The organism is Kitasatospora sp. NPDC098663 (assembly GCF_044760075.1).
GTDB lineage: Bacteria > Actinomycetota > Actinomycetes > Streptomycetales > Streptomycetaceae > Kitasatospora.
On the sequence record NZ_JBIWAP010000019.1, the window covers coordinates 34,840 to 59,283 of the forward strand.

The window sequence follows — 24,444 nt, forward strand, 5'->3', positions numbered from 1 at the left end:
GTGGGGCCGCCCGATCCGACGGCACACCGCTGTCCTGACCCGTGTCACCGCGTTCGGAGGAAACCATGGCGGACGAGCCGCCCAAGGTCACGTACACCTGGGAACAGATGCTGGAGGCGTTCGCGGGGTCGGACCACAGCGCCATCGTGAAACGGACGGACGTCACGGGGCAGCCGTGGATCACCGGGCAGGAGCTGGTGACGGACTCCCGGTACAACAACAACCTGCGCAAGAAGAAGGACGGCCTGGCCAGCCACAACGCCGGCTACGACATGTGGGCGGAGTGGGACTACGGCGACGGCAACGCCACCACCCCGTTCACCACGATCCTGGGTGTGACCTACAACTGGCACTTCTTCGACGACACGCCCTCCGGCACGTCGGGGAGCGTGCTGCACCGGTTCCACACCGACCCCGGAGAGATCCTGGGCGGGGCCATCTTCCAGGGGGGCCCGGGGAACGACAACACGAACTACAAGACGCTGATCGAGGCGGCGCGGATCCTCGCCCTGGTGGACACGTTCTTCGCGGACAACCGGGCGAAGATCCACCAGTGGGCCGAGTCCGTGGACGGCGCGGGCAGCGACTTCCAGGGCAGTGCGGCAGGCCGGTTCAAGGAGGTCCTGGTCGGGCTGCAGAACGAGTTCAAGACGCTGCACTACCGACTCAGCGGCGACCTCGACGCGTTCAAGGACGACGCCCCCGCGCCGGCCGCGGGCAGCAGCATCGCCGACAAGCTGAAGGCGGCCGGCGAGGCGTTGGTCAAGGTCCAGCAGGACATGTACAACAACGGGTACAACCCCTGGCGCGGGTACAGCGCCTTGACGGACCCCACGGGCTCGTGGGCGTACAAGAGCAACGACGACCCGGACAAGCACGCCACGTACGCCTGGCCGGACCTGTGCATCCACTACGCGTTCACGCAGGAAGTCCAGAAGCTGACGGCGGTCCGCTACCCGACGACGTACAACAACGAGTCCTCGTACGAGGCCACGGTCAGCGGCGGCACCACGAGCATGACGAGCGGTTCCGCCGGGACCGCGTCGGTCGCCGCCTTCGCCACGGTCCTGAACAACGCGGCGACCAAGCAGTGGACGGACGAGGTGGTCAAGACGCTCGACAAGGCGGCCTCCGACGCCGGGACCGCCCTCGCCACCGCCTACGAGGCCGCGTCCAAGGTCCTGATGTCGTTCGCGGCCCCGAACATGGACCTGGCCCCGGACAAGGTGGACCCCCCGAAGGACAGCCCCGACAAGGGGCCCGGCGGCACTGACGGCCCGAAGGACGACAAGAACGGTCCGAAGGACGGCGGCATCGGCGGTCCGCCGCCGCCGAAGATCGACACCGGCCCCCCGCCGCCGAAGCCCGGCGGGATCGGCGACGGAGGCGGCGGCACCGGCGGCAAGGGCGGCGGCACCGGGACCGGAGGCATCGGCGGAATCGGTGGCATCGGGGGGATCGGTGGCGGCAACGGCCAGGCACCGCTGCTCGACAAGGACGGCAAGCCGCTCCTCGACAAGGACGGCAAGCCGATGTACGTCCCGCCGGGGACGAAGGTCAACGACAAGGGCGAACTCATCGGCCCCGACGGCAAGCCGCTCCTCGACAAGGACGGCAAGCCCCGCCACGTGCCGGTGGGCACCGTGGTGGGCCAGCCGACCACGGGATCGGGCGGATCGGGCGGATCGGGCAGTTCGGGGGGCGGATCGACCTCCAACACGGCGTTCAAGGTGCCGCCGGGGTCGAAGATCAACGACGACGGCACCGTCACCACCCCCGAGGGCAACCTGCTGAAGGACTCCAACGGCAACCCGGTGGTGCTCCGCAAGGACGACAAGATCGACGCGGACGGCACCGTCCGCACCGCGAGCGGTCGGCCCGTCTCGCAGTTCGAGCAGCTGCTGTCCGACGAGGAGCACGCGCTCTCCGGGCGGGGCGGCGGGCTCGTCGTCGGCGGGGGAGGCGGCAGCGGCGGTAGCGGCAGCAGCTGGACCGGCCTGCCGAGCTCGCTCGGCGGCGGCGGAATCTCCTTCGGCGGTTCCGGCGGTTCGAGCTCCCTCAAGAGCGGCACCGACCTGTTCGGCGAGCCCTTCAGCGGCCAGGGTTCCGGCCCCAAGACCATGGGCGGCATCGCCGCTCAGGGGCCGCCGCGCATCGGCGTCAGCGACCGCCTGGCCTCCGCCCTGGGCATCGACAAGGGGGCGACGGCCGCCGAGGAGGCCATGGCCTCCCGCACCATGGCCGCCGAGCGGGCGTCAGCGGCCGGGCTGGCCGGCGAGGAGGCCCAGCTGATGGGCCGGGGGGTCTCCACCACCGGTGGCGGCGGCCCCATGATGCCGCCGATGGGCGCCGGTGCCGGCGCGGGCGCGGGCGGTCAGGGGGAGAAGGAACGGCAGCGCACCACCTGGCTGGCCGAGGACGAGGAGGTCTGGGGCACCGACTCGGGCGCCGTGACGGGCGTCATCGGCCGCTGACCGGGCGATTCGCGTCGGCGGTCGAACCGCAGGACCCCGCCCGTCCGTAGAGAGAACCGTACGACCCCACGAGCCGACGCGTCCCGGGCCTCACCCCCGTAGGCCCGGGACGCGTCATCGGGATTCGGGACGAGACGGAAGTGCGGGTGATGGCGTTGTCGTACGCCGAACAGATCGAACAGGCCATGGCCGCTCTGGAGGAGCAGCAGGCCAAGATGGCGGTGGCCGCCAAGGAGTTGCAGGCGGCCACCGCCTCGGTGACGTCCAAGGACCGGATGGTCACCGCGACGGTCGGGGCGCAGGGGCAGGTGGTGTCCCTGGTCTTCCACACCACCGCGTACCGGTCGATGGCACCGGCCCAGCTGGGGCAGGTCCTGGCCGACGTGCTGAACACCGCGCGGGCCGACATCGGCGAGCGGGTGGCGGAGACCATGGGCGCGTTCAGCGGCCTGGGGGAGGCGCTGCGGGCCTCGATGACCGGCGGGACCGAACTCGACGACCTCTTCGCGCCGTTGCGGGAGATGCGGCCCGGCTACGCCGACGAGGCCGCCGCCGCGGACCGTCGCAAGCGCGACCGGCAGGAGGAGTTCCGTGGCTAAGCCCCAGCTGACCGCCATGGCGGACCTGAAGGACAAGTTCGCCAAGTTCGGCCCGCTCTCGGACACCATCGAGGAAGTCCGCCGGTGGACCGACGAGATCAACGAGTTCAACAAGACCTCGGCGGGCAACGACGACATCGGCCAGGAGTACCACAAGAACGTGGACGGGCCGACTGCCGATCTCGACGACCTGTTCAAGAAGGTGCGGGACAAGGTCGAGGGCGCCGGAACCAAGGGTCAGAGGACCTCCGAGATGCTGAAGAACGCCGACGAGGAGGCCCGGAACCAGAACTGACGGTTCGTCAGGTTCTTGTCCCGGCCCGCTTCGCCCGACCCTCGACGAACGCCAGGAGTACGCCCCCGTGTCGATCATGCTTCCCCCGGCCCTGGCCAAGCTGTTCGGGTTCGTGACCGGCATGAAATGGCCCGAGGCCAACGAGGACCGGCTGCGCACGGCCGGTGACGACTACCTGGAGATCTACAAGAAGGTCCCCGAACTCCGGTCCTACCTGCTGGAGTTGGTGAACTACGTCAAGGACGAGTTCGAGGGCGAGGCGGCCGACCGGTTCGTCCAGGAGATGGGGCAGCTGATCGGCGCCGACGGCGGCACCGACTACGTGACGGCCTCCGGGGACTCGGCGAAGGAACTCGGCGACTACGCCCACAAGACCGCCAACCAGGTCGAGTACGCCAAGTGGATGATCATCGCCCAGCTGGTCCAGCTGGCCGCGCAGATCGCCTGGGCCATCGCCAACATCCCGCTCACCTTCGGGGCTTCGCTCGCCACCATCTTCGCCGCCGAGGTGGCCACCAGGGAACTGGTCAAGCAGGTCTTCATCTGGCTGTTCAAGCAGATCGCCCTGCACGAGTTCCTGAACATCACCACCTCGATGATCATGGACGGGATCATCCAGGGCATCCAGATCGGCCAGGGCCACAAGGACCACTGGGAGAAGGACTCCTTCCTCCAGGCGATCGAGTTCGGCGCGATCAACGGCCTGCTCACCGGCCCGCTGGAACTGCTCACCTTCGGCTTCGGCAAGCTCTTCGGGAAGGTGTTCGGCGGCGGCATCGGCAAGGAGTTGCAGAACAACCTCAAGAACCTGGCCGGCGCCGAGCTGAAGACCGCAGCCGAACTCGCGAAGGGCGCGGGCCACTCGCTGGAGAGCGCGGGACTCAACACCCTCAAGAAGACCGGGGAAGGCGGGCTGGCGGGCCTCGGCAAGACCGGGGTGAAGGACGGCCTCAAGGGCGCGGCCAAGACCACGGCCAAGGACGCGGTCGAGGGGGCGACGAAGACCACGGCCAAGGGCGCGGCGGAGGGTGCGGCGAAGGCCGGGGCGAAGGCTGGGGCCAAGGATGCGGCGGAGGGTGCGGCGAAGGCCGGAGCGAAGGCTGGGGCCAAGGATGCGGCGGAGGGTGCGGCCAAGGCCGGAGCGAAGGCTGGGGCCAAGGATGCGGCGGAGGGTGCGGCCAAGGCCGGAGCCAAGGACGCGGCGGAGGACGCGGTCAAGGCCGCCGAGAAGAAGCTGTCCAACGTCGAGAAGTTCACCCAGGAGATGGGCAAGTCCTTCGAGGAGCAGCTCGGGAGCCTGGGCATCTCCAAGGACCTGGCGAACGAGGCCGGGCGGAAGGTCGCCGAGACGATCGCCGGCAGCGGCGCCCGCTACGCCGTGGACCTCGGGACCGTCCGCAAGCTCCTGGACGCGGCGGTCAAGGACGCAGGCAAGGGCGGCGAGCACCAGGCCGTCAAGGACCTCGCGGACCGGACGCTCCACCTGATGGACGGTCTGCGGCCGCAGACCGCACTGCAGATGCTCTACAAGTTCGGCGAGGGCATCGGCGGCTACCTCAAGGGCGGCGTCCAGAACATCCTGACCGAGGGCACCTACAACTCGATCTTCGGCGACGGCTCGTTCTCGGTCACCGCCGAGACCTTCTTCGCGGGCGTCGCCATGGGTGCGATCGGCCACGCCGGGCACACCCTCACCGGCCCGGCGCGACTGCGGTTCCAGGACAAGATCCGCGCGTGGGACGCGGAGTCCTCGATGACCAGCGACGGCAAGTACTACGGCCTGGGTCACCCGCGCACCCTGCTGGCCATCGCGTCCACCCTGATGGGGCACCCGACCTCGCTGCTGATCCCCCGGCCGGAGGGGCCGAAGGCCCGCGAGGCCCGGCTGGCGGCGGAGGGGAACTTCGAGCACGCCACCCGGCCGAAGGACTTCCACACCAGCTCCGAGGGCTCCAGGTCGCAGTCGTCCACGACGGGGGAGCGGCCGACCAAGGACGCTCCGGTCAAGACGGAGGCCAAGGCCCCCGGGGAGACGTCGAACAAGCCCGAGCCGCCGGCCAAGGTGCCCACGTCCGGCGGCGGTTCCCACGAGCAGGGGCCGAAGCCGACGGGGGAACCCCCGGCGCACCAGCCGGTGCCTGCGCACGCCACGACGTCCGAACCCACCCCGCCTGCCCACGTCCCGGTGACCGGCGGGCACGAGCAGCAGGGCAGCCGGGAGCAGCAGAACCCCCACGAGCAGCAGAGCACCCGGGAGAACGAGAACACCCGGGAACAGCAGAAGACCTCCGAGCAGCAGAGCACCCGGGAGAACGAGAACACCCGGGAACAGCAGAAGACCTCCGAGCAGCAGAGCACTCGCGAGAACCAGAACACCCGGGAGAACGGGAACACCCGGGAGCAGCGGAACTCCCACGAGCAGCAGGAGACGCGCGAGAACCAGAACTCCCGGGAGCAGCAGAACAGCCGGGAGCACGAGCACACCCACGCCCGCAACGAGGAACTTCAGTACCTGGACATCGACGACTCCAACATCCCGAAGGAGCACGGCCACCACCTGCCGTCCGCGGGCCCGGAGCGGCAGCCCGGCTGGGTGCTCGGTGACAGGCCGTCCCAGGAGACGTTGAAGGCCCTGGAACGCCTGCCCCTCGACCCGTCCCGCTTCGCCGTGGTGATCCACACCAACGAGCACGGGCTGCCGATGCACGAGGGCCACGAGCTGTCCGCCGAGAAGCTGGCCGCCGTCGTGCGCGGGCTCGCCCAGACCGGGCACCTCGGCGGGGACCGGCGAACCATCGAGTTCGTCGCCTGCGACCTGAACGGGCCGCTCAACGCCCGTTACGTCCAGGAGGTGATGGAGCACATCTGGGCGGACCCGAAGCTCGCCGACGTCAAGGCGGTGGCGGCCGACGGCCCGGTCTGGGTGGTGCCGGGGTTCGACTCCCCGACCGCGATGAAGGAGGGCCCCGGTACGGGCCACGTCGTGGTCGCCGCGAAGGTCGGCTTCGGCGCGGACGGCCGGCCGGTCGTCGAGAGCGGCGGTAACTGGTACGAATACGTCAACCCCGCCTCCGAGGAGGGGAAGGCGCGCATCGAGGCCGGCGAGCCGTTGGTGCGCTCGTACCCCTCGCCGCTGCCGGAGCACTACACGTCGGGCCCCAAGCGTACGGACATGGCGGAGGCCTCGGTCTTCGGCGACGCGGCGAAATCCGCGCAGGAGCACGAACGATCGGCTCCAGGCCAGGAACCGCCACCGGCCTACCACTACACCGACGCGCCCGAACACGTCCGCGCCGAGGAGGGCGGTCGGCGCGGGGAACAGTGGCGCCAGGCCCAGCGGGACCTCCAGGACGCCTACGACGCCAAGCTCGCCGAGGCGGCCGACAAGCTCCGCCAGGACCCGGACGGCAGCGGCCACGTCCATGACGCGCAGGCCGAGGAACTGCTCCGCGAGGCCTTCACCGAGGGGCCCGTCCGCTTCCCCGACGACGCGCCGCCGGGCCTGCCCACGGCGGTGTGGAAGCGCGCCAAGGACCTGATGTACCAGGAGCTGACGGCCCGGCCGCAGGATCGCGAGCAGATCCTCGCGGGCCTCGACGGCATCACCCACCTCGCCGCGGTCCGCGAGGCGGCCGTCCGGGTGGCGATGGAGCGCTTCGACCGGACGGTGACCGAGTGGAGCGCCCCGCCGAGCGCCCTCGGCGACGGCACCGCCACCGTTTCGCACGCCGACCTCCCGGGGGTGACCCGGGACCTGATCCGCAGCGAGGCGCGGGGCGGCTTCAGCGCACGGGCCGAGGCCGAGGTGGTCCGGATCTACGCCCGCCCGGAGGACCTCACCGGCGCGGGCAACGCGCAGGCCCAGCACGCCCTGAACCGGCTCACCGAGCACCTGCGCGGCGAGCTCGACTTCCGCGCCGACCACGAGACCGCGCTCGCCCAGGCGGAGCACCTGGTCAAGCGGGCCACCGCAGACTGGTACGGCCGCCTCTCCCCGGCGGACCGGGAGCTGCTCGCCGCCGCCGGGGTGACGGAGCGCCCCGAGCTGTCACCCGACAGCGTGACCCTGATCAGGGAACAGCTGCGGGACCGCCTCGGCACCGACTTCGAGGAGGTCGCCGGCCCCGTCGACACGGCCGCCGGACCGCGCCGCGAGCGCACCCAGGCCGTGGACCTCTTCGGTCTGGCGCTGGCCGGCCGCGCCCAGGGCCTGCCGCACGAGTTCGCCGTCCAGGCGGCCCGCGAGGCGGTGATCCGGCGCGCCGCCACGGAGGCGGAGAAGGCGACCGAATCCTGGAACACGGACGCCGGCGCCGAACGCAAGGACCGGGCCGCCGCCTTCGGTGTCACCGAGCACGACGTCCAGCAGGCCCGTGGCACCGTCACCCGCGAACTGGCCAAGGCCGCCGACCGGCTGGTCGCCGACCACCTCAACCGAGGCACCAAGGACACCGAGGCGCTCGGCCGGGAACTCGACGAGCTCACCGGCACCGGTGCCGTGCACGACCGGCTCACCCACCAGGCCGCCCGCCTCGCGGCCCGCCGCGCCGCCGAGGAGGCCGCCGAGAAGGCCGCCCAGGAGCACGGTGGCCTCACCGGGCACGGCATCGGCCGCCTGAAGGAGGGCCACCGGGACCGGATCACCTCCGCCTTCGACCAGGTGTTCGGCAAGCCCGAGGACCTGAAGGTCCGCCAGGAGGACTGGGACGCAAGGCACCGGGAGCTCACCGAGGAGCTGGTCGAGCACGCCGCCTTCGAGGCCGAGGCCGCGCCCGCCCTGCGCGACGCCGCGGCGGGCTTCGAGGACCGGGCGGCGCCGCACGTCCTCACCGACGACGTGATCGCCTTCCTCAAGCGCGAGTACGGCGACGAGTTCTTCGCGCGGTACCGCGAACTGTGGAAGCTCGCCCATCTGGACGCGGCCGGCTGGCGCGCCCACCAGCGCGGCCACGAGGACGCCTTCGCCCGACGCCGGGAGGAGGAGGCCGCGGCGGCCGAGGAGCAGCTCGCGCTGGTCCGGACGACCGCTCGTCCCGACACCCCGGAGGGCGCGGGTGACCGCACGGATTCGCACGAGCGCCCCCGGCAGGACGACCTCCCCGAGTCCATCGAGACGGCGCTGACCGGCGCCACCACCCGGACCGACCGGACCGACCGGACCGAGGAGCAGCCCGCACCGCCGCCGCGCACCGAGACCCCGTCCGACCTCACGCTGCGGCCCCGGCCCGACGACGAGGCGGTCGTCCACGAGCCCGACCAGACGGTGGTCGTCCACGAGTCCGTGGAGTCGCTCGTGCCGGCGCCGCGGATGGTGGTCGATCGGACGCCGCGTTTCGTCGTGCATTCCTCGTTCGAGGCGCGTCGGTTCGATCACGAGGGTCCGGTGACGGATCTGACGGTGCGGATCGATTTCGTCGAGGGTGGTCGGGGTCATAACACGGCTCTGGTGTGGGACAAGGTCGTGCAGGGTGTGGAGGAGTACCTCAATGCGCCCGGTTACCGGTTGGCCAATGGCGACCGGATGCACGTGACGGTGCTGCCCGCCAGGTCGGGTGAGCAGGCGCATCTGACGGTGGACCTGGTTCCGCGGAGCCGGGAGATGGACCAGAAGTCCTGGTGGCTGGACGCCGATCCGATCGACTACGCGCACGAGTTGGGCCACCAGCTGGGACTGCGGGACGAGTACCGGACTGCGGGTCTGCCGCACCGTCCGGCCGTTGAGGGCAGCCTGTTCGGCGACCACCGGGCCCCGGCGCCGGATGGTATGCGGCAGGGTGGTCTGCGTGAGCGGCACTTGCAGCTGATCTCGTCCGTGGTGGGGCACCTCGACCCGGCTCCCACGCATGGTCGGACCTGGGATGAGGCCCGGGAGTTGGCGTCGCCGCATGACCGCGAGCACGTCTGGGTGGACCCGGTCTCGGCCCCGCATGGGACCGGCTCGCACGAGGGCGGACCGCTGGACGTCTCTCCGAGGGCGAACACCCACGAGGACAACCTGCCGCCGGAGCACCGGAGGTTGGTCAAGCAGCCGGGTTATTCCTCCGGTGACCAGTTCGGTATCTCGGCCGCGCTGCTGAACGACCCGAATCTGCATGTTCTGATCGCGCGGGGGCCGCGGACGGCGGAGGGTCATGCCGTCAATCCCAAGGACAAGTCCCTGGAGATCGAGGCGTTCTATCGTTCCATCGGGATCGACGGGGATCGCATCCACACCGTGGAGGTGCCGACCATGGAGACGGGCCGCCTCTACGAGGTGATGGACGCGGAGGCCCGTCGCATTGTGGCCGAGGACTGGGAGGTGCTCTCCGAGCAGGACCAGGAAGCGGCGGTCAAGAGCGTCACGTTCGGCACCGACAAGGTCGCCAAGGTGTTCTCGGACGACCTGCGTCAGACCGTCCGCGACGCCTGGAAGATGACTCCTGCGCACGATCAGGGGATCGCCGACTGGCTGACGGGCCGTGGGATCACGCTGCCTGCCCCGGGTTCGAAGGTCCTGGTGCTCTGGTCCCGTTTCACCGGCAAGGCCACGCAGTGGGCCGAGCTGGGTGGCCGGATGGAGCACGACACGAGCTTCCAGGGCGTGCGGCAGATCCTGCGGGAGGTCGCCCGTGAGCAGGGCATGGTGCTCATCACCGGCGATCCCCATCCTTCTCGGCAGAACAAGTGGAACGAGCTGGTCGCGGAGATGCGCGCGGAGCTCGGGATCAAGACCATCCACCACGTCACCGGCTTCTGGAAGGACGGCGGACCGGACCCCTCGGTCTGGACGGAGAACCTCAGGACCGGGCAGTTGAGGCTGTACGACTTTCTCGACCGCCACTACGACATGAACCACCTGGGGACCCGCTCCGGAAACCTGGAAGCCGCCGCGCTGCTCGGCCACAACGTCACGTACCTGGAGGAGAAGGGCTCCAGCGGACGGGAGCGGATGGAGAAGTGGCACGCAAACGACGCGGGTGAGACCAGACTCGGAGGCAAGGCCCCGGGCTACGAGCGTGTGGTGATCCCGACCCCGCCCACGGCGTCCGGCCGGTTCACCGTCCCGTTCGATCAGAAGCACGGCGGCCGCCTGGCGGCGGGTGAACGAGACAACGGTCTCGCGCCGGTGGGCAAGGGTAAGGGCAAGGGCTTCCAGCCGCCGGGCATGGTTGACCTCGGTTTCCAGTCGCCGGGCGGGACCGTTCTGTGGCGCAAGCCCGCGGCGGTCTACGGCAAGGAACGCGGCTTCGGGTACGACGTGCTGGGCAACATCCGGAACCAGCTGGGGCTTTCGAGCGACCGGGCGCTCGACGCCGGGCAGTTCGCCGCCGACCGCGTCCAGCACCTGCAGCGCCGCTACGAGAAGCTGCGCCGCGAAGTCGTGAAGCACTGGAGTGGCGAAGGGACCCCAGAGAAGTACCTGCACAGGTTCGACGAAGAGTTCGTCGACGGCGGAAAGGACGCCGACAACGCCCCTTGGCAGGTGTACCGGAGGATGGTCAAGGCCGGGTTGCCCCTGCTGCCCGAACTCTGGTCGCGCTACCGCGAGCTCCGCGACGGTGCGGACCTGAGCCAGCTGGGCTACCAGATCCACGAGGTGCCCCGCGACGGCGACTGTCTCTACCACTCCGTCAACCACCAGCTGGGGACGGCCGTCAGCCCGCAGGCAGTGACGACGCTGCGTAACCGCGTCACGAGGTGGATCGGCCAGAACCGGGAGCTGGTCGAAGCATTCGCGGCGATGTACGGGGCGAGGCCCGATGATCTCGGCTGGATGGTCAAGACCAGGGGGTGGTGGGCCGGGTCCAACGGGGACCTGATCCCGTCGATCGTCGCCTCGGCCCTGGGCGTGCGGCTGCACATCTTCGACGGGGTCAGCTGGCACTCCTTGGCGCCGGTACCCGGTGCCCCCGAGGGCACCAGGGACGTCTCCGTGTTCCTCTCCGAGAGTCACTACTCCCCGCTGAGCCCTGTCCCCGCTCCGGAAGAGGCACCGGTTGCCAGCAGTACCCAGGAGGGCGATGGGGTCCCGAAGCGGCCGCTTGAGCACAACAGTGACTCGGAGCCGGAGGATTCGGCGGAGAAGAGGCTTCGGCCGGCGCCTTCGGGGGTGTCGGAGGAGTCGGTGGTGGTGAATCCGCTGGCGGTGGAGCATGGCGGCGGGATGCCGGTGCCGGGTCCGTTGCATGAGCGGGTGCAGGCGTTGGAGCATCTTGGTCCGGAGGTGCGGCGGGAGCTTGCGGCGGACACGGTGTTCGTGGAGGGTCTGCGGTCGGAGTTGTCGGCGGAGGACTTTGCGCAGGCGGCGGCACGGTTGGTGATCGATGTCGATCCGCGTGTGCATCAGCCGGTTGCTTCGCGGCGTGAGGCTGAGTTGCAGCTTGCGCGGATGTTGCAGGACAAGGAGGTTGCGGCCAGGCTGGTGGCGGCTGGTGTGCGTGTGGTGGTGGTGCCGCGTGACGTGCCGTTGACCGGTGTTGCGGGCTTCGAGCGGCTGCGTGGGCTGGTGGCCGGTGGCGAGGCGGGTGGCGGGCGCAGCGTTGACCAGTTGCGGGGGGCGAACGACGGGCTTGTGGTGGCGATTCCCGAGGAGAACCTGCTCGGTGAGCGGACGACGGTCGGGCCGCACCCCACGCAGCCCGAGGGGTATTCCTCGGCCACGCATGAACTCGCTCACGCGGTCCTGGAGTTCGGGATGAGCCGTGAGCAGAGGGCGCTCGTCGAGGAGGCCTACCGGGGCAAGCGTCTCGCGGACGGTCTGGCTGATGTGTTCGGCGAGGAGTCGGTCACGGCCTGGCCCGATGGATCACGGCGCAACGGTTCCGGCGAGCTGGTCGGCAACTATTCGTCGGCGGATGTGCACGAGTTCTTCGCTCAGCTGAGCAACACGTATCTCGGGACGAACCACGGGAACGACCCGCAGACCGGGAAGCCCCGCAACAACGGTTCCGACTGGGTGCGGAGGAACGAGCCGGAGCTGCTGCCGCTGCTGGAACAGCTCTACGGGCCCGACCCGCAGGCCGTCCAGGCGCGGCCCTCGAACCAGGTCGGCCGGGCCCGGGCCGAGGAAACGATGTACCAGGGCTTCCGGGAGTTCATGGACGGGAGGGCTGAGGGGCAGCACACCGTTTCCCACGTGGAGTCCATGCCGCAGGAATCGGTGGTCGTGCATGAGTCCGTGGAGTCGCCGGTGTCGGCGCCGCGGATGGTGGTGGATCGGACGCCGCGTTTCGTGGTGCAGTCGTCGTTCGAGGCGCGTCGGTTCGATCATGAGGGTCCGGTGACGGATCTGACGGTGCGGATCGATTTCGTCGAGGGCGGCCGGGGTCACAACACGGCTCTGGTGTGGGACAAGGTCGTTCAGGGTGTGGAGGAGTACCTCAATGCGCCTGGTTACCGGTTGGCCAATGGGGACCGGATGCATGTCACGGTGTTGCCGGCCAGGCCGGGTGAGCGGGCGCATCTGACGGTGGACCTGGTTTCGCGGGGCCGGGAGATGGATCAGAGGTCCTGGTGGTTGGACGCTGATCCGATCGATTACGCGCACGAGTTGGGCCACCAGATCGGTCTGCGGGACGAGTACCGGGCTTCGGGTCTGGCGCATCGTCCTGCGGTCGAGGGGAGTTTGCTGGGTGACCACCGGGCTCCGGCGCCGGAGGGGCTGCGGCAGGGTGGTCTGCGTGAGCGGCACTTGCAGCTGATCTCATCCGTCGTGGGGCACCTTGATGCGTTGACGGGTGGCGGGTCGCATGGCCGGACCTGGGATGAGGCCTGGTCGTTGGCGACGGTGCATGACCGTGAGCATGTCTGGGTGGACCCGGTGTCGGCTCCGCTCGGGATCGGTTCGCACGAGGGTGGCTCGCTCGATGTCGCGCCGAGGGCGAACATTCATGAGGACAACCTGCCGGTGGAGCACAAGCGGCTCATCAAGCAGCCGGGTTATTCGTCCGGTGACCAGTTCGGTATCTCGGTCGCGTTGCTGAACGACCCGAATCTGCATGTTCTGATCGCGCGGGGGCCGCGGACGGCGGAGGGTCATGCCGTCAATCCCAAGGACAAGTCCCAGGAGATCGAGGCCTTCTACCGTTCCATCGGGATCCCCGACGACCGCATTCACACGGTGGACGTGCCGAGCATGGAAACGAGTCATCTCTACGCGGTGATGGACGCGGAGGCCCGTCGCATCGTGGCCGAGGACTGGGAGGTCCTCTCCGAGCAGGACCAGGAGGCGGTGGTCAAGAGCGTCACGTTCGGTACGGACAAGGTCGCCAAGGTGTTCTCGGACACCCTGCGTGAGACCGTCCGTGACGCCTGGAAGATGGACCCCGCGCGCGACCAGCAGGTCGCGGGCTGGCTGGGGGATCGTGGGATCACGCTTCCTGCCGAGGGTGCGAAGGTCCTGGTGCTGTGGTCCCGTTTCACCGGCAAGGTGACCCAGTGGGCCGACCTGGGTGGCCGGATGGAGCACGACACGAGTTTCCAGGGCGTGCGGCAGATCCTGCGGGAGGTCGCCCGTGAGCAGGGCATGGTGCTCATCACCGGTGACCCGCACCCTTCTCGGCAGAACAAGTGGAACGAGCTGGTCGCGGAGATGCGCGCGGAGCTCAAGATCGACACGATCCACCACATCACCGGCTTCTGGAAGGACGGCGGACCGGATCCCTCGGTCTGGACGGAGAACCTCAGGACCGGGCAGTTGAGGCTGTACGACTTCCTCGACCGCCACTACGACATGAACCACCTGGGGACCCGCTCCGGGAACCTGGAAGCCGCCGCGCTGCTCGGCCACAAGGTCACGTACCTGGAGGAGAAGGGCTCCAGCGGGCGCGAGCGGATGGAGAAGTGGCACGAGCAGGACGCAGGCAAGACCAAGGCCGGAGGCATGGCGCCGGGCTACGAGCGTGTGGTGATCCCCACCCCGCCCACCGCGTCCGGCCGGTTCACCGTCCCGTTCGATCAGAAGCACGGCGGCCGCCTGGCGGCGGGTGAACGAGACAACGGTCTCGCGCCGGTGGGCAAGGGCAATGGCCACCAGCCGCCGGGCATGGTCGACCACGGGTTCCAGTCGCCGGGTGGGACCGTTCTGTGGCGCAAGCCCGCGGCGGTCTACGGCAAGGAACGCGGCTTCGGCTTCGAGGCACTGGCCAAGATCCGGGAGCAGTTGGGATTGTCAGGTGACCGGCCGCTCGACGCCGGGCAGTTCGCCGCCGACCGCGCCCAGCACCTGCAGAACCGCTACGACAAGTTGCGCGGCGACATCGTGACGTACTCGGGCGGCGGACCGGAGGTGGAGAAGTACCTGGACACGTTCGACGAGGTCTTCCACGCCGACAGGCCGCGGTACGCCGGAAGCGCCCCTTGGCAGGTGTACCGGAGGATGGCCGAGGAAGGGCTGCCCTTGCTGCCCGAACTCTGGACGTACCACCGCAGCCTCCGCGACCGCTCGGACCTGTACCAGCTGGGCTACCAGATCCACGAGGTGCCCCGCGACGGCGACTGTCTCTACCACTCCGTCAACCACCAGCTGGGGACGGCCGTCAGCCCGCAGGCAGTGACGACGCTGCGCAACCGCGTCACGAGGTGGATCAGCCAGAACCGGGAGCTGGTCACCGCATTCGCGACCGAGCGCGGGTCGACCTTCGGAGACCTCGCCTGGATGGCCAAGACCAGGGGATGGTGGGCCGGGTCCAACGGGGACCTGATCCCGTCGATCGTCGCCTCGGCCCTGGGCGTGCGGCTGCACATCTTCGACGGGGTCAACTGGCACTCCTTGGCGCCGGTACCCGGAGTCCCCGAGGGCACCAGGGACGTCTCCGTGTTCCTCTCCGAGAGTCACTACTCCCCGCTGGCTCCGGTCAACGTTCCGGAAGGGGCGCAGGCTGCCGGTAGTACCCAGGAAGGCGATGGGGGGCAGAAGCGGCAGCTTGAGCACAACAGTGACTCGGAGCCGGAGGATTCGGCGGGGAAGAAGCTTCGGCCGGCGCCTTCGGGGGTGTCGGAGGAGTCGGTGGTGGTGAATCCGCTGGCGGTGGAGCATGGTGGCGGGATGCCGGTGCCGGGTCCGTTGCATGAGCGGGTGCAGGCGTTGGAGCATCTTGGTCCGGAGGTGCGGCGGGAGCTCGCGGCGGACATGGTGTTCGTGGAGGGTCTGCGGTCGGAGTTGTCGGCGGAGGACTTCGCGCAGGCGGCGGCGCGGTTGGTGATCGATGTCGATCCGCGTGTGCATCAGCCGGTTGCTTCGCGGCGTGAGGCCGAGTTGCAGCTCGCGCGGATGTTGCAGGACAAGGAGGTCGCGGCCAGGCTGGTGGCGGCTGGTGTGCGCGTGGTGGTGGTGCCGCGTGACGTGCCGTTGACCGGTGTTGCGGGCTTCGAGCGGCTGCGTGGGCTGGTGGCCGACGGTGAGGCGGGTGGCGGTCGTAGTGTCGAGTGGTTGCGGGGGGCGAACGACGAGCTTGTGGTGGCGATTCCCGAGGAGAACCTGCTCGGTGAGCGGACGACGGTCGGGCCGCACCCCACGCAGCCCGAGGGGTATTCCTCGGCCACGCATGAACTCGCTCACGCGGTCCTGGAGTTCGGGTTGAGTCGTGAGCAGAGGGCGCTCGTCGAGGAGGCCTACCAGGGCAAGCGTCTCGCGGACGGTCTGGCTGATGTGTTCGGCGAGGAGTCGGTCACGGCTTGGCCCGATGGATCACGGCGCAATGCTGCGGGTGAGTTGGTCGGCAACTATTCGTCGGCGGATGTGCACGAGTTCTTCGCTCAGCTGAGCAACACGTATCTCGGGACGAATCACGGGAGTGACCCGCAGACCGGGAAGCCCCGCAACAACGGTTCCGACTGGGTGCGGAGGAACGAGCCCGAGCTGCTGCCGTTGCTGGAACAGCTCTACGGGCCCGACCCGCAGGCCGTCCAAGCGCGGCCTTCGAACCAGGTCGGCCGGGCCCGGGCCGAGGAGACGATGTACCAGGGCTTTCAGGAGTTCATGGAGGCGAGGGCCGAGGAACATCGTGAAGAGGAGATGTACCAGGGCCTCCGCGAATTCATGGACGGGAGGTCCGAGGAGCAGCGCGTCGAGGAGATGTACCAGGGCTTCCAGGAGTTCATGGAGGCGAGGACCGAAGAGCAGCACGTCGAGGAGTTGTTCCAGGGCTTCCGGGAGTTCATGGACGGGAGGTCCGAGGAGCAGCGCGTCGAGGAGATGTACGAGGGCTTCCAGGAGTTCATGGCGGGGAGGTCCGAGGAGCAGCGTGTCGAGGAGATGTACCAGGGCTTCCAGGAGTTCATGGACGGGACGGTCGAGCCGCCGGCCGACCCGCGACCGCCGTCGCGCGTCGGCGAGCGCGGGCTGGCCGCGTACGACGTCCTGGTCGCGCTGAACCACGACGACGTGCGGATCCTGAACCAGCTCACCGACCGGTTCGCCGAGGCGCTGCACGGGGACCGGGATGCCGCGCGGACGTTGGCGAACAGCCTCTTCGGCGGCGAGGTGCTGCGGCCGATGGTGTCCGAGCTGTCCCGGGGCGACGTCCGGGAGGTGTCCTTCCAGGCCGGCCCGTGGTCCGGTCAGGTCCGGATCACCGGCAGTGCGAGGGAGGGTACGTACGTCAGGACGGTGTCCGGCTTCGAGTTCGAGTACGGCTCGGAGCAGCAGAGCACGATCGGCGTCACCTCCGACGGGCTGACGCAGGCCAACCTCGGTGTGCAGTTCAAGGCCAAGTTCGGTAGTTCGGGGGATCTCACCGAGACGCTCGGCTACCAGCACGGCTGGCTGCACGGCAGTGCCACCGCCGAGGCCAGCAGGACGCTGGCCCGGGGCAAGACCGTCGAGCCGGCGGCGCTGTTCGACACCCCGTTCAACGTGCGGGTGGAGTTCCTGGACGCCCGCCTCCAGGGCGTATCGGGGCCGTGGAAGGTGCCGCAGCCGATCGACCTCGGCTTCACCGGGCGGGTCGCAGTGCCGGCGCGGGAGACCGCGAACGCGCCGCAGGTGCCCCAGGCCCACTACACGGTGCCGCGGGAGACCGCCGAGAACCTGCGGCTGGCCGGCTCGCACATCGTGACCGACGTCTGGCCGGTCGACCGCCCGCCGGCGCCCGTGCCGGACGCCGAGGGCAACATCGAACTCGCCGCGGTGAACCAGCCCGTCACGCCCGTGGCCGACGGAGCGGCGGCCCTGGCCAGGTTCGTGTCGGGCTTCGAGGGCCAGGCCGAGCGGTACTTCGAGGGCCGCTGGCCCGCGCTCAAGCGCAGGCTGCTGGAAGAACTGGACCTCGGCACCCTGCACCAGGAGCTGAAGGGAGTGATGTCCGGTCAGAAGCTGACCATCGTGGACGACAGCCTGACCGGGCCCGCCGCGGTGCTCACCATCGGCGGCGGGACCGTCTCCCGGATGCAGCAGGTCCACACCCTGCCGACCACCGAGCTCAACATCGCGACCGCGACGACCCGTTCGCACGTCGAGCAGAAGACCGGCAGCAAGGACTGGCAGACGCTGCCGTCCTCGGTCGGCAACTGGGCCGCCAAGAACGGCGGTGCCGGGGTCGGGGTGGGCGGCCGGGCCGGCCGGGACGACGTCGAACTCCACGGCTCCGGCGACGACCTGGGGCTCGGTACCAAGGTCAAGAACCCGGCGGTGCTCTTCGAGGGGACGGCCGACCTGGTCGTCACCTTCGGTTGGCGCAGCAGGCTGTCCCAGCCCGCCGACCAGGACGCCCACGTCGCCCTGGGTTTCCGGACGGTGATCGACCAGGCCGAGGCGGTCCTCGTCACCCCGGTCGAGGAGGTCGTGCTCGGCACGCAGCCGCCCGTGTTCACCGCCGCCCAGCAGCTCGCGCCCCCCGAGCACGCCCGCGCGGTGGGAGATATGGTCCTGGCCCCCCGGGACGAGTTCTGGCGGGGGCTGCCCGACACCACCACCGTCCGGGACCTGCGCAGCGTCGCCCCGTTGCACGCCGCACTCGACCGGATCGGCCGGGAGGTGTTCGGCGGCGACCAGGGCTGGTCGGCGGTGCGCGAGGACGTCCTGCAGGCCTACTCGCACGCCGCCGTCAGCGCCCACCTGGTCGGGATGTCGCGCGGATCCGAACTGCGCGGCCCCGAGGTCACCCTCGGCCCGCTGACGAAGATGCACGTCGCCGTCACGGCCCGGGTCACCCGGATCGACCACGTGCGGGCCCAGCGGAACGCCGAGCTCAACCCGATCCGCGAGAGCACCACCTTCGACTCGTCGCGTCACCTGCGCTCCGACACCATGACCGTGCAGGGCCAGGGCGGCGGCAAGGGTCCGGTGCACACCCGGGACGTGCTGGACTCCGCGGGCAAACCCTTCAAGGACAGCATGCAGGGCAACGTCACGGCCTCCGTGGAGTCGCGGGTCCGGGACGGGTGGCGCGGCGGGGAGTCCAGCAAGAGCTACGCGAACGGCAAGTACGGCAGTGCGCAGGAGCTGTTCCGGACGGAGATCACCCTGGACCTGACGGTCAACGGGGAGCACCGCGGGTCGGTCCCGCTCTCCGCCGAACTGAGCCTGGAGCAGTTGCACACCGCACTGCGCCAGGTCGGAGAGCAGGAGCGGAACGGCTTCACCGGCCCCTCGGCCCCGCACCAGGAGGTCGCGGAGCAGGCGACCACGCAGCGGACGGTCACCCGGCTCGGCCAGTCCGACGTGGTGCTGAGCCTCGGCAGGGGCGACACCGCCGTGCTGAGGCAGATCAGGGAGACGCTCGAACGGCAGTCCGGCCACCCGGTGCCCGAGCGCGTCCTGGCGCGGCTCGCCAGGGAGGTCGACCCGTACGGCCTCAAGGCCGCGCTGTCCCGGCTGAGCCGGGGCGAGCGGATCAGGATCCCGGTCGACCTCGACGGGTGGAAGGGCACGGTCGTGGTCGCGGCCGAGCTGATCAACCCCCGGCCGAGGGAGGCGCTGGTCACCGGCTTCGAGTTCGAGGTCGGCAGCCAGCAGCGCACCACCACCGGCACCACCTCCGACCTGCGCACCCGGTTCCGGTTCCGGCTCAAGCTCGGGGGCTCCGTCCCGCACGTCGACCTCGCCGGGGAGGCCTCGCACACCCGTGACTTCGTCAAGGGGCTCTCGATCGACCGCACCGGCGGCACCAACAGCCGGGCCAAGGCCACGGAGCCGGCTCGACTGTCCGACTCCACGGCCGAGTTCACCGTCTCCTTCGAGCCGTCGAAGCGGTCGGCGAGGCTTGACGACCTGACCGTTCCGGTGCCGGCCGTGGTGGCCGCGCCGCACCGCACCCTCGATCCGGCCGCGCCCGCGCGTCAGCTGCCGAGCCACCGGCTCGGCTCCTCCGACGTCGTCACCGCCGTCTACCGGGAGCTGGGCCCGGACGGGACGGTCCGGGAGGGGACGGCCCACGAGGTCGTCCAGGCGTTGGGCCGCACGGCCGCGGGCTTCCTGGGCAAGGACTGGCCGGGCATGGAGCGCAAGCTGGTCGCCAAGCTGGACTTCGGCCGGCTGCACACCGACCTCAAGTCGGTGATGGCCGGCCACCCCATCGAGGTGAAGCACGGCCGCAGCCGGGCGTGGATCACCGCCGAGGTGCGCGAGCTGACCCCGACCAACTCGGCGCCGGTGACGGTCGAGTTCAACATCGGCCACGGCGCCCAGACCTCGCTGACCAGTTCCGACGGCGGGACCAACACCGGCGGCGGTCAGGGCAACGCGATCACCGGCAGCCTGCTCGCCACCACCGACGTGCTGGCCACGGGGGCGGCGCTCGTCGGCGGCGGCAGCCTCACCGGTGCGTGGGGCGCCGACCGGCTGGAGCACGGCAGCGCCGGCGCCGCCAGCGGGACGGCCGTCAAGAGCAAGGTGACGGACGGCCGGTCCTACCGCGCGGAGGTGGTGCTGAAGGTCGAGTTCGAGCGCAAGCCGGCGGTGAGCCTGGCCTCCCCGCACAAGATCCGCCCCAGCCGCGAGGCACGGGAGCAGATGTTCCGGCGGCAGGACAGGGAGCGCCAGGAAGCCGGCGGCAGCGCCGCCCCGTCCAAGTTCCAGACCCTCAACCGGGAGCTGGTCAGGACGGGGGACCGGCTCGCCCGCGTCGGCCTGTACCGGCGGACGGTCGTGGAGACGCGGATCTATGCCGACGTGCTGCTGGAGTCCGGCCGGGGCGAGCCCGTCCGGCCGCCGCGCCCGGACGATCCGAACCGGCAGTTGCCCCCGATCCCCCCGGCCGTGCCGTCCGCGACGCAGGTCGTCCGGCGGCCGCCGGAATCGGTGTTCACCAACGGGTTGCACGACACCGGCATCGTGCGCTGGCTCGACGACACCTCCGGCGTGCGGGACCTGCTGACCGTGTTCGGTGAGCGCTTCTTCCGCGAGGGGACGTGGTCCTGGCTGGAGTCCGTCGCCCGGAACACCCATAGCCACGCGCAGTTGTCCGCCCTGTTCGGGTCGGTCGCCCGGGGCCGGGAGATCCTGGCGCCGTCGGAGGAACACCCGAACGCCCCGCGCCGCGATGCGGTGGTACAGGACGGCCGGACCATCGACACCCCGTCGGCCGGCAAGCGCCTGTTCGTCGACGACGCCGGCATCAGCGCCACCATCTCGATCGTCCAGCTGGAGTACCACAGCGACAACCAGGCGGCCGCCTTCAGCCCGGCCAACGACGTCACCAGCGGCGGGCGGCACACCCGCCTCGACTGGCGGCGGTGGAACGCCCAGGGTCAGCTCGGCGCCAAGTTCGGCACCAAGGGCGCCGCCGAGTTCACCGTCGGCGTCGTCGGCGGGGGCGGCCACCGGTGGCGTGAGGGGCCCTCCGCGGGCTCCTCCGGCAAGACCGTGGCCAACGCCAAGATCCCCACCCCGGCCGCCCGCTACGTCGGCCAGGCCGAGGTCCAGCTGACCTTCCGGGACGGCGACCGGACCGAGACCGTGAAGGGCCTCGTCCCGATCGAGATGGAGATCCCGATCAGCGAGACCACCGTCGCCCAGTCGGTGAGCAACCACCGGGTGCTGTACTCGGTCCTGCACCCCGAGGGGCAGACGATCAGCCGCGGCTCCACCTCCGACGCCGTCGCCGAGGCGCTCGCCACGCCGCTGCCCGGCACCGACAACCAGGTGCACCTGCTCGCCGACCTCAACGAGCGCGACCAGGCCGGCTCGCGGGAGGTCATGAGGGCACTCGCCCGCCTTCCGCGCGACCCGAACTACTTCACCGTGGCCTACCACTCCAGGCGGCCCGACGGGGCGCCGACCTGGCTCGGTCGGGAGCTGAGCCCGGAGGAGATGGCGGGCGCGCTGCTGCGGCTCGCCGAGGGCGGCCAGTGGCAGGGCGAGCCGCTGCGCTTCCTCTCCTGCAACTCCGGTTACCGCCCGCACGTCCCCGGCACCGGCGCCGAGCACCAGCTCTCCTTCGCCGACCGGACCCTGCTCGCCCTCCACGAGGCGCTCGCGGCCCGCCGGGCCTTCGCCGCGGCCAACAACCTGCCGCTCAGCCCGGCGCTGGAACTCCTCGGCCGCCCCGAGGCCTTCGCCGCGGGGGGACTGCTCCACCTCACGGGCGGGGACCAGCCCCGCATGGTCGTCGCCCAGCGCGTCGGCTACACCGCGGGCGGCCTGCCGAGGGTCGAGGGCTCCGGCAACTGGTACCACCTGGCGGTGACCGAGCACGGTACCGTCCAGTCCACCGCACGAGGCCAGGAACTCCTGCGCCCGGACGAGGAGCCCGTCCCCCAGGCCACCGAGCAGGAGCCCATCGACCCGGACCAGCCCGTGCCGGTCGTCCTGGGCGATTCGGAACAGGCTGCCGCCGGATATTCGAGCGACGACAGCGATTCCGTCTACTCCGTCCTGATGACCTTCGACGTGACGGTGCCCCTGCCGGTGGCGGAGACCCCGGCCGCGCCGAGGCCCCCGGCCGAGTGGTCGGTTCAGCGCACCCGCGCCTTGGAGCTGATCCAACCGCCGAAGCGGGACCGGATCGAGGGGGAGGTGTACGGCCCGACGGACGGCGGCGGCGCACCCGGGTCGAGGAGGCTGGAACGACTGGCGTACGACTACGGCACCGGAGAAGCGGCCCGCACCGCGCTGGAACGGCGGCTGCGTGACACCGCCACCGTGGCCACGGTGGCGGTCACCCGGCCGGGCGGCTCCGCGGAGGCGTGGACCGTCCGCAGGAACACCGCGGAGGAGGGAGGCGGCCTGCGCTGGGAGCCCCGGGAAGCACAGCAGAACGCGGAACAGTCGGCCAGCACGCCCGTTCCCACGATCACGCCCGACACCCACCTGTGGGTGACGGCGTCCGGTGACCATCTGACGCTGGACGAGGTGAAGCGACTTCCGGACACCACCTACTACATCAGGGCCGAAAATTCCGGCGACATGTACCACATGCGCGCCGCCATGGTGGCCTATCCGGATCGCGACCTGCTGATCTGGAACGTCACCGAGGCGACCAAGACGCAGGTCGAACAGATCATCAATCTGCACGACGACCTGATCGCGTCGGGGCGCAGGGTCATGTACACGACCGCTTCGCGCTTGTCGGGCTGGGCCGGTCGGAACGAGACCAGCGCGACGATGGATCTCGCCAAGTACCTCATGCGGGACTTCGTTCCCGGGCACGTGGCACTCGCGGAGCGCGTCGCGCCGAGGGCCGAGAGGAGCAGGGAGGCAAACCGGCAGATCAATGAACTGACGGAGAAACTCGAGGTCGTCCAGAGCACGGTCAGGGACTACCAGGATCCGGCGGACGAGCACACTTTGGCGGCCGCCCGGGTGTCGGACTTCGCCGCCGGCTACGGGCACTACACCCAGGAAGAGGGCGAGGCCTTCAGGCGGGACCTGGAGAGCCCGGAGTACGGGGGCTTCGGGCCGGCCCCGGCGGACCGGGGGGAAGGGCCGAAGCACTTGTTCGTGGTGTACCGCGCCAGCGGACACAGCGGTCGGGCCGGCGCCAACGCGCCGGCGCTGGACACCGGTACCCGTGGTGTGGTGCAGATCATCGAGCAGGCCCGGGCCGCGCTCGGGCCCGATGTCGTCATCGTTCCGATGGGCGAGGAGCCGGCGCACGTGGACGGTCCGGCTCTGCGGGAGTACTGGAACTGGCCGTCGGTCGGGAACCGCCGCAAGGAGCTCGCGCTCCTCAAGCACCTCGCGGACACGTACAACGTCGCCGGTGCGGTCGGCATGCGCAGTGGCGTGATGGACGAGCTCTCCTTCGCCGGAATCAAGATCCTCTCGATTGACATCAGCCTGCACCGCAACGGTCCCGGGCAACTGCCGAACATCAAGCAGTCGAAGGGGTGGACGCGCGGACTGCTGCTGGAGAACGCTTCCGGGCGGAACTACGGGCGGGCGTTCGTCACCTGGCCGAGAGGCCGGGACACGGAGATGAGCGGAGACTTCCAGGGAGAATTCCACGCGCGGGACGAGGCGGTGATCCGCAGTGCGATCGAATTCTATTTCGGCGAACACGATGGGCCCCGGGGAATCAGGCACGCGTCCCATCCGCACCAGCTGGAGTCCGTGCAAGCGGCGTTGGCGGGGATGAAATCCCTCGAGCAGATGACCGGCTTCGAGATGGCCCGGCGGACCATGCCGTACCTGCGCGAACTCGGCGAGTTCCAGGAGAAGCTCGATCCTGCCGTGTGGGAGTTGGTGGAGGAGAGGCTGACCGCGGCGGAAGAGCGCGTGGACCAGGTCGAGTCGGAGGCTGCCGACGCCTGCGCGGAGGAGGTGCCCCGATTCCTTGAACTCGAGCTGAGGGCGCTCGGGATCACCTGGGCGGCCGACAACGAGCGGGCGATTCTTGAGGGCGAGCCTCTCGCCGTCATGACCCCCAACCAGGAGAGCGCCCTCAGGAACTCCCTCACGGCGGTCAGGACCGGGCTCGCGGAGGCCCTTGCCGAGCAGATGGTGAAAGACCGGAATCCCGACATCACGAGCCGGAAGACCATCAAGCAGATGCGAGGGAGGCTCATCGCCGAAGCCAGGGCCGTGGTCGATGGGTTGAACGATCTCGAGCTGCGACGGATCTACCAGATCTGCCGTGAGCGGTACGTTCCCACGCCGGCCGAAGACGACGAGGCCCCGACCGAATGATCCGGTCGGGGCCCGCCCCCGGGGTCTTGG

The 24,444-nt window shown here is 70.1% G+C and carries 4 protein-coding genes; all 4 read left to right on the forward strand.

Annotated features, from left to right (window positions below):
- Positions 1-65 precede the first annotated feature (65 nt).
- The 4 genes from ACIQVZ_RS21450 (at position 66) to ACIQVZ_RS21465 (ending at position 24,414) form a co-directional block, all read left to right on the forward strand.
- The gene (locus ACIQVZ_RS21450) at positions 66-2,474 is read left to right on the forward strand and encodes a hypothetical protein (protein WP_402452074.1); all 2,409 of its coding nucleotides are present in this window, start codon (positions 66-68) and stop codon (positions 2,472-2,474) included.
- A gap of 149 nt (positions 2,475-2,623) precedes the next feature.
- The gene (locus ACIQVZ_RS21455) at positions 2,624-3,073 is read left to right on the forward strand and encodes a YbaB/EbfC family nucleoid-associated protein (RefSeq protein ID WP_350879529.1); all 450 of its coding nucleotides are present in this window, start codon (positions 2,624-2,626) and stop codon (positions 3,071-3,073) included.
- A complete protein-coding gene (locus ACIQVZ_RS21460; protein ID WP_350879528.1) occupies positions 3,066-3,368 on the forward strand; it encodes a hypothetical protein in 303 nt (100 codons plus the stop codon). The genes ACIQVZ_RS21455 and ACIQVZ_RS21460 overlap by 8 nt, the downstream gene beginning before the upstream one ends.
- Positions 3,369-3,435: 67 nt before the next feature.
- Positions 3,436-24,414, forward strand: coding sequence for a hypothetical protein (locus ACIQVZ_RS21465; protein ID WP_402452076.1), 20,979 nt, complete (start codon positions 3,436-3,438; stop codon positions 24,412-24,414).
- Positions 24,415-24,444: the final 30 nt, after the last annotated feature.

What these genes read in the sequence shown, in the direction of transcription:
- ACIQVZ_RS21450 (WP_402452074.1), top strand. Translation starts at nt 66, where the DNA reads ATGGCGGACGAGCCGCCCAAGGTCACGTACACCTGGGAACAGATGCTG.
- ACIQVZ_RS21455 (WP_350879529.1), top strand. Translation starts at nt 2,624, where the DNA reads ATGGCGTTGTCGTACGCCGAACAGATCGAACAGGCCATGGCCGCTCTG.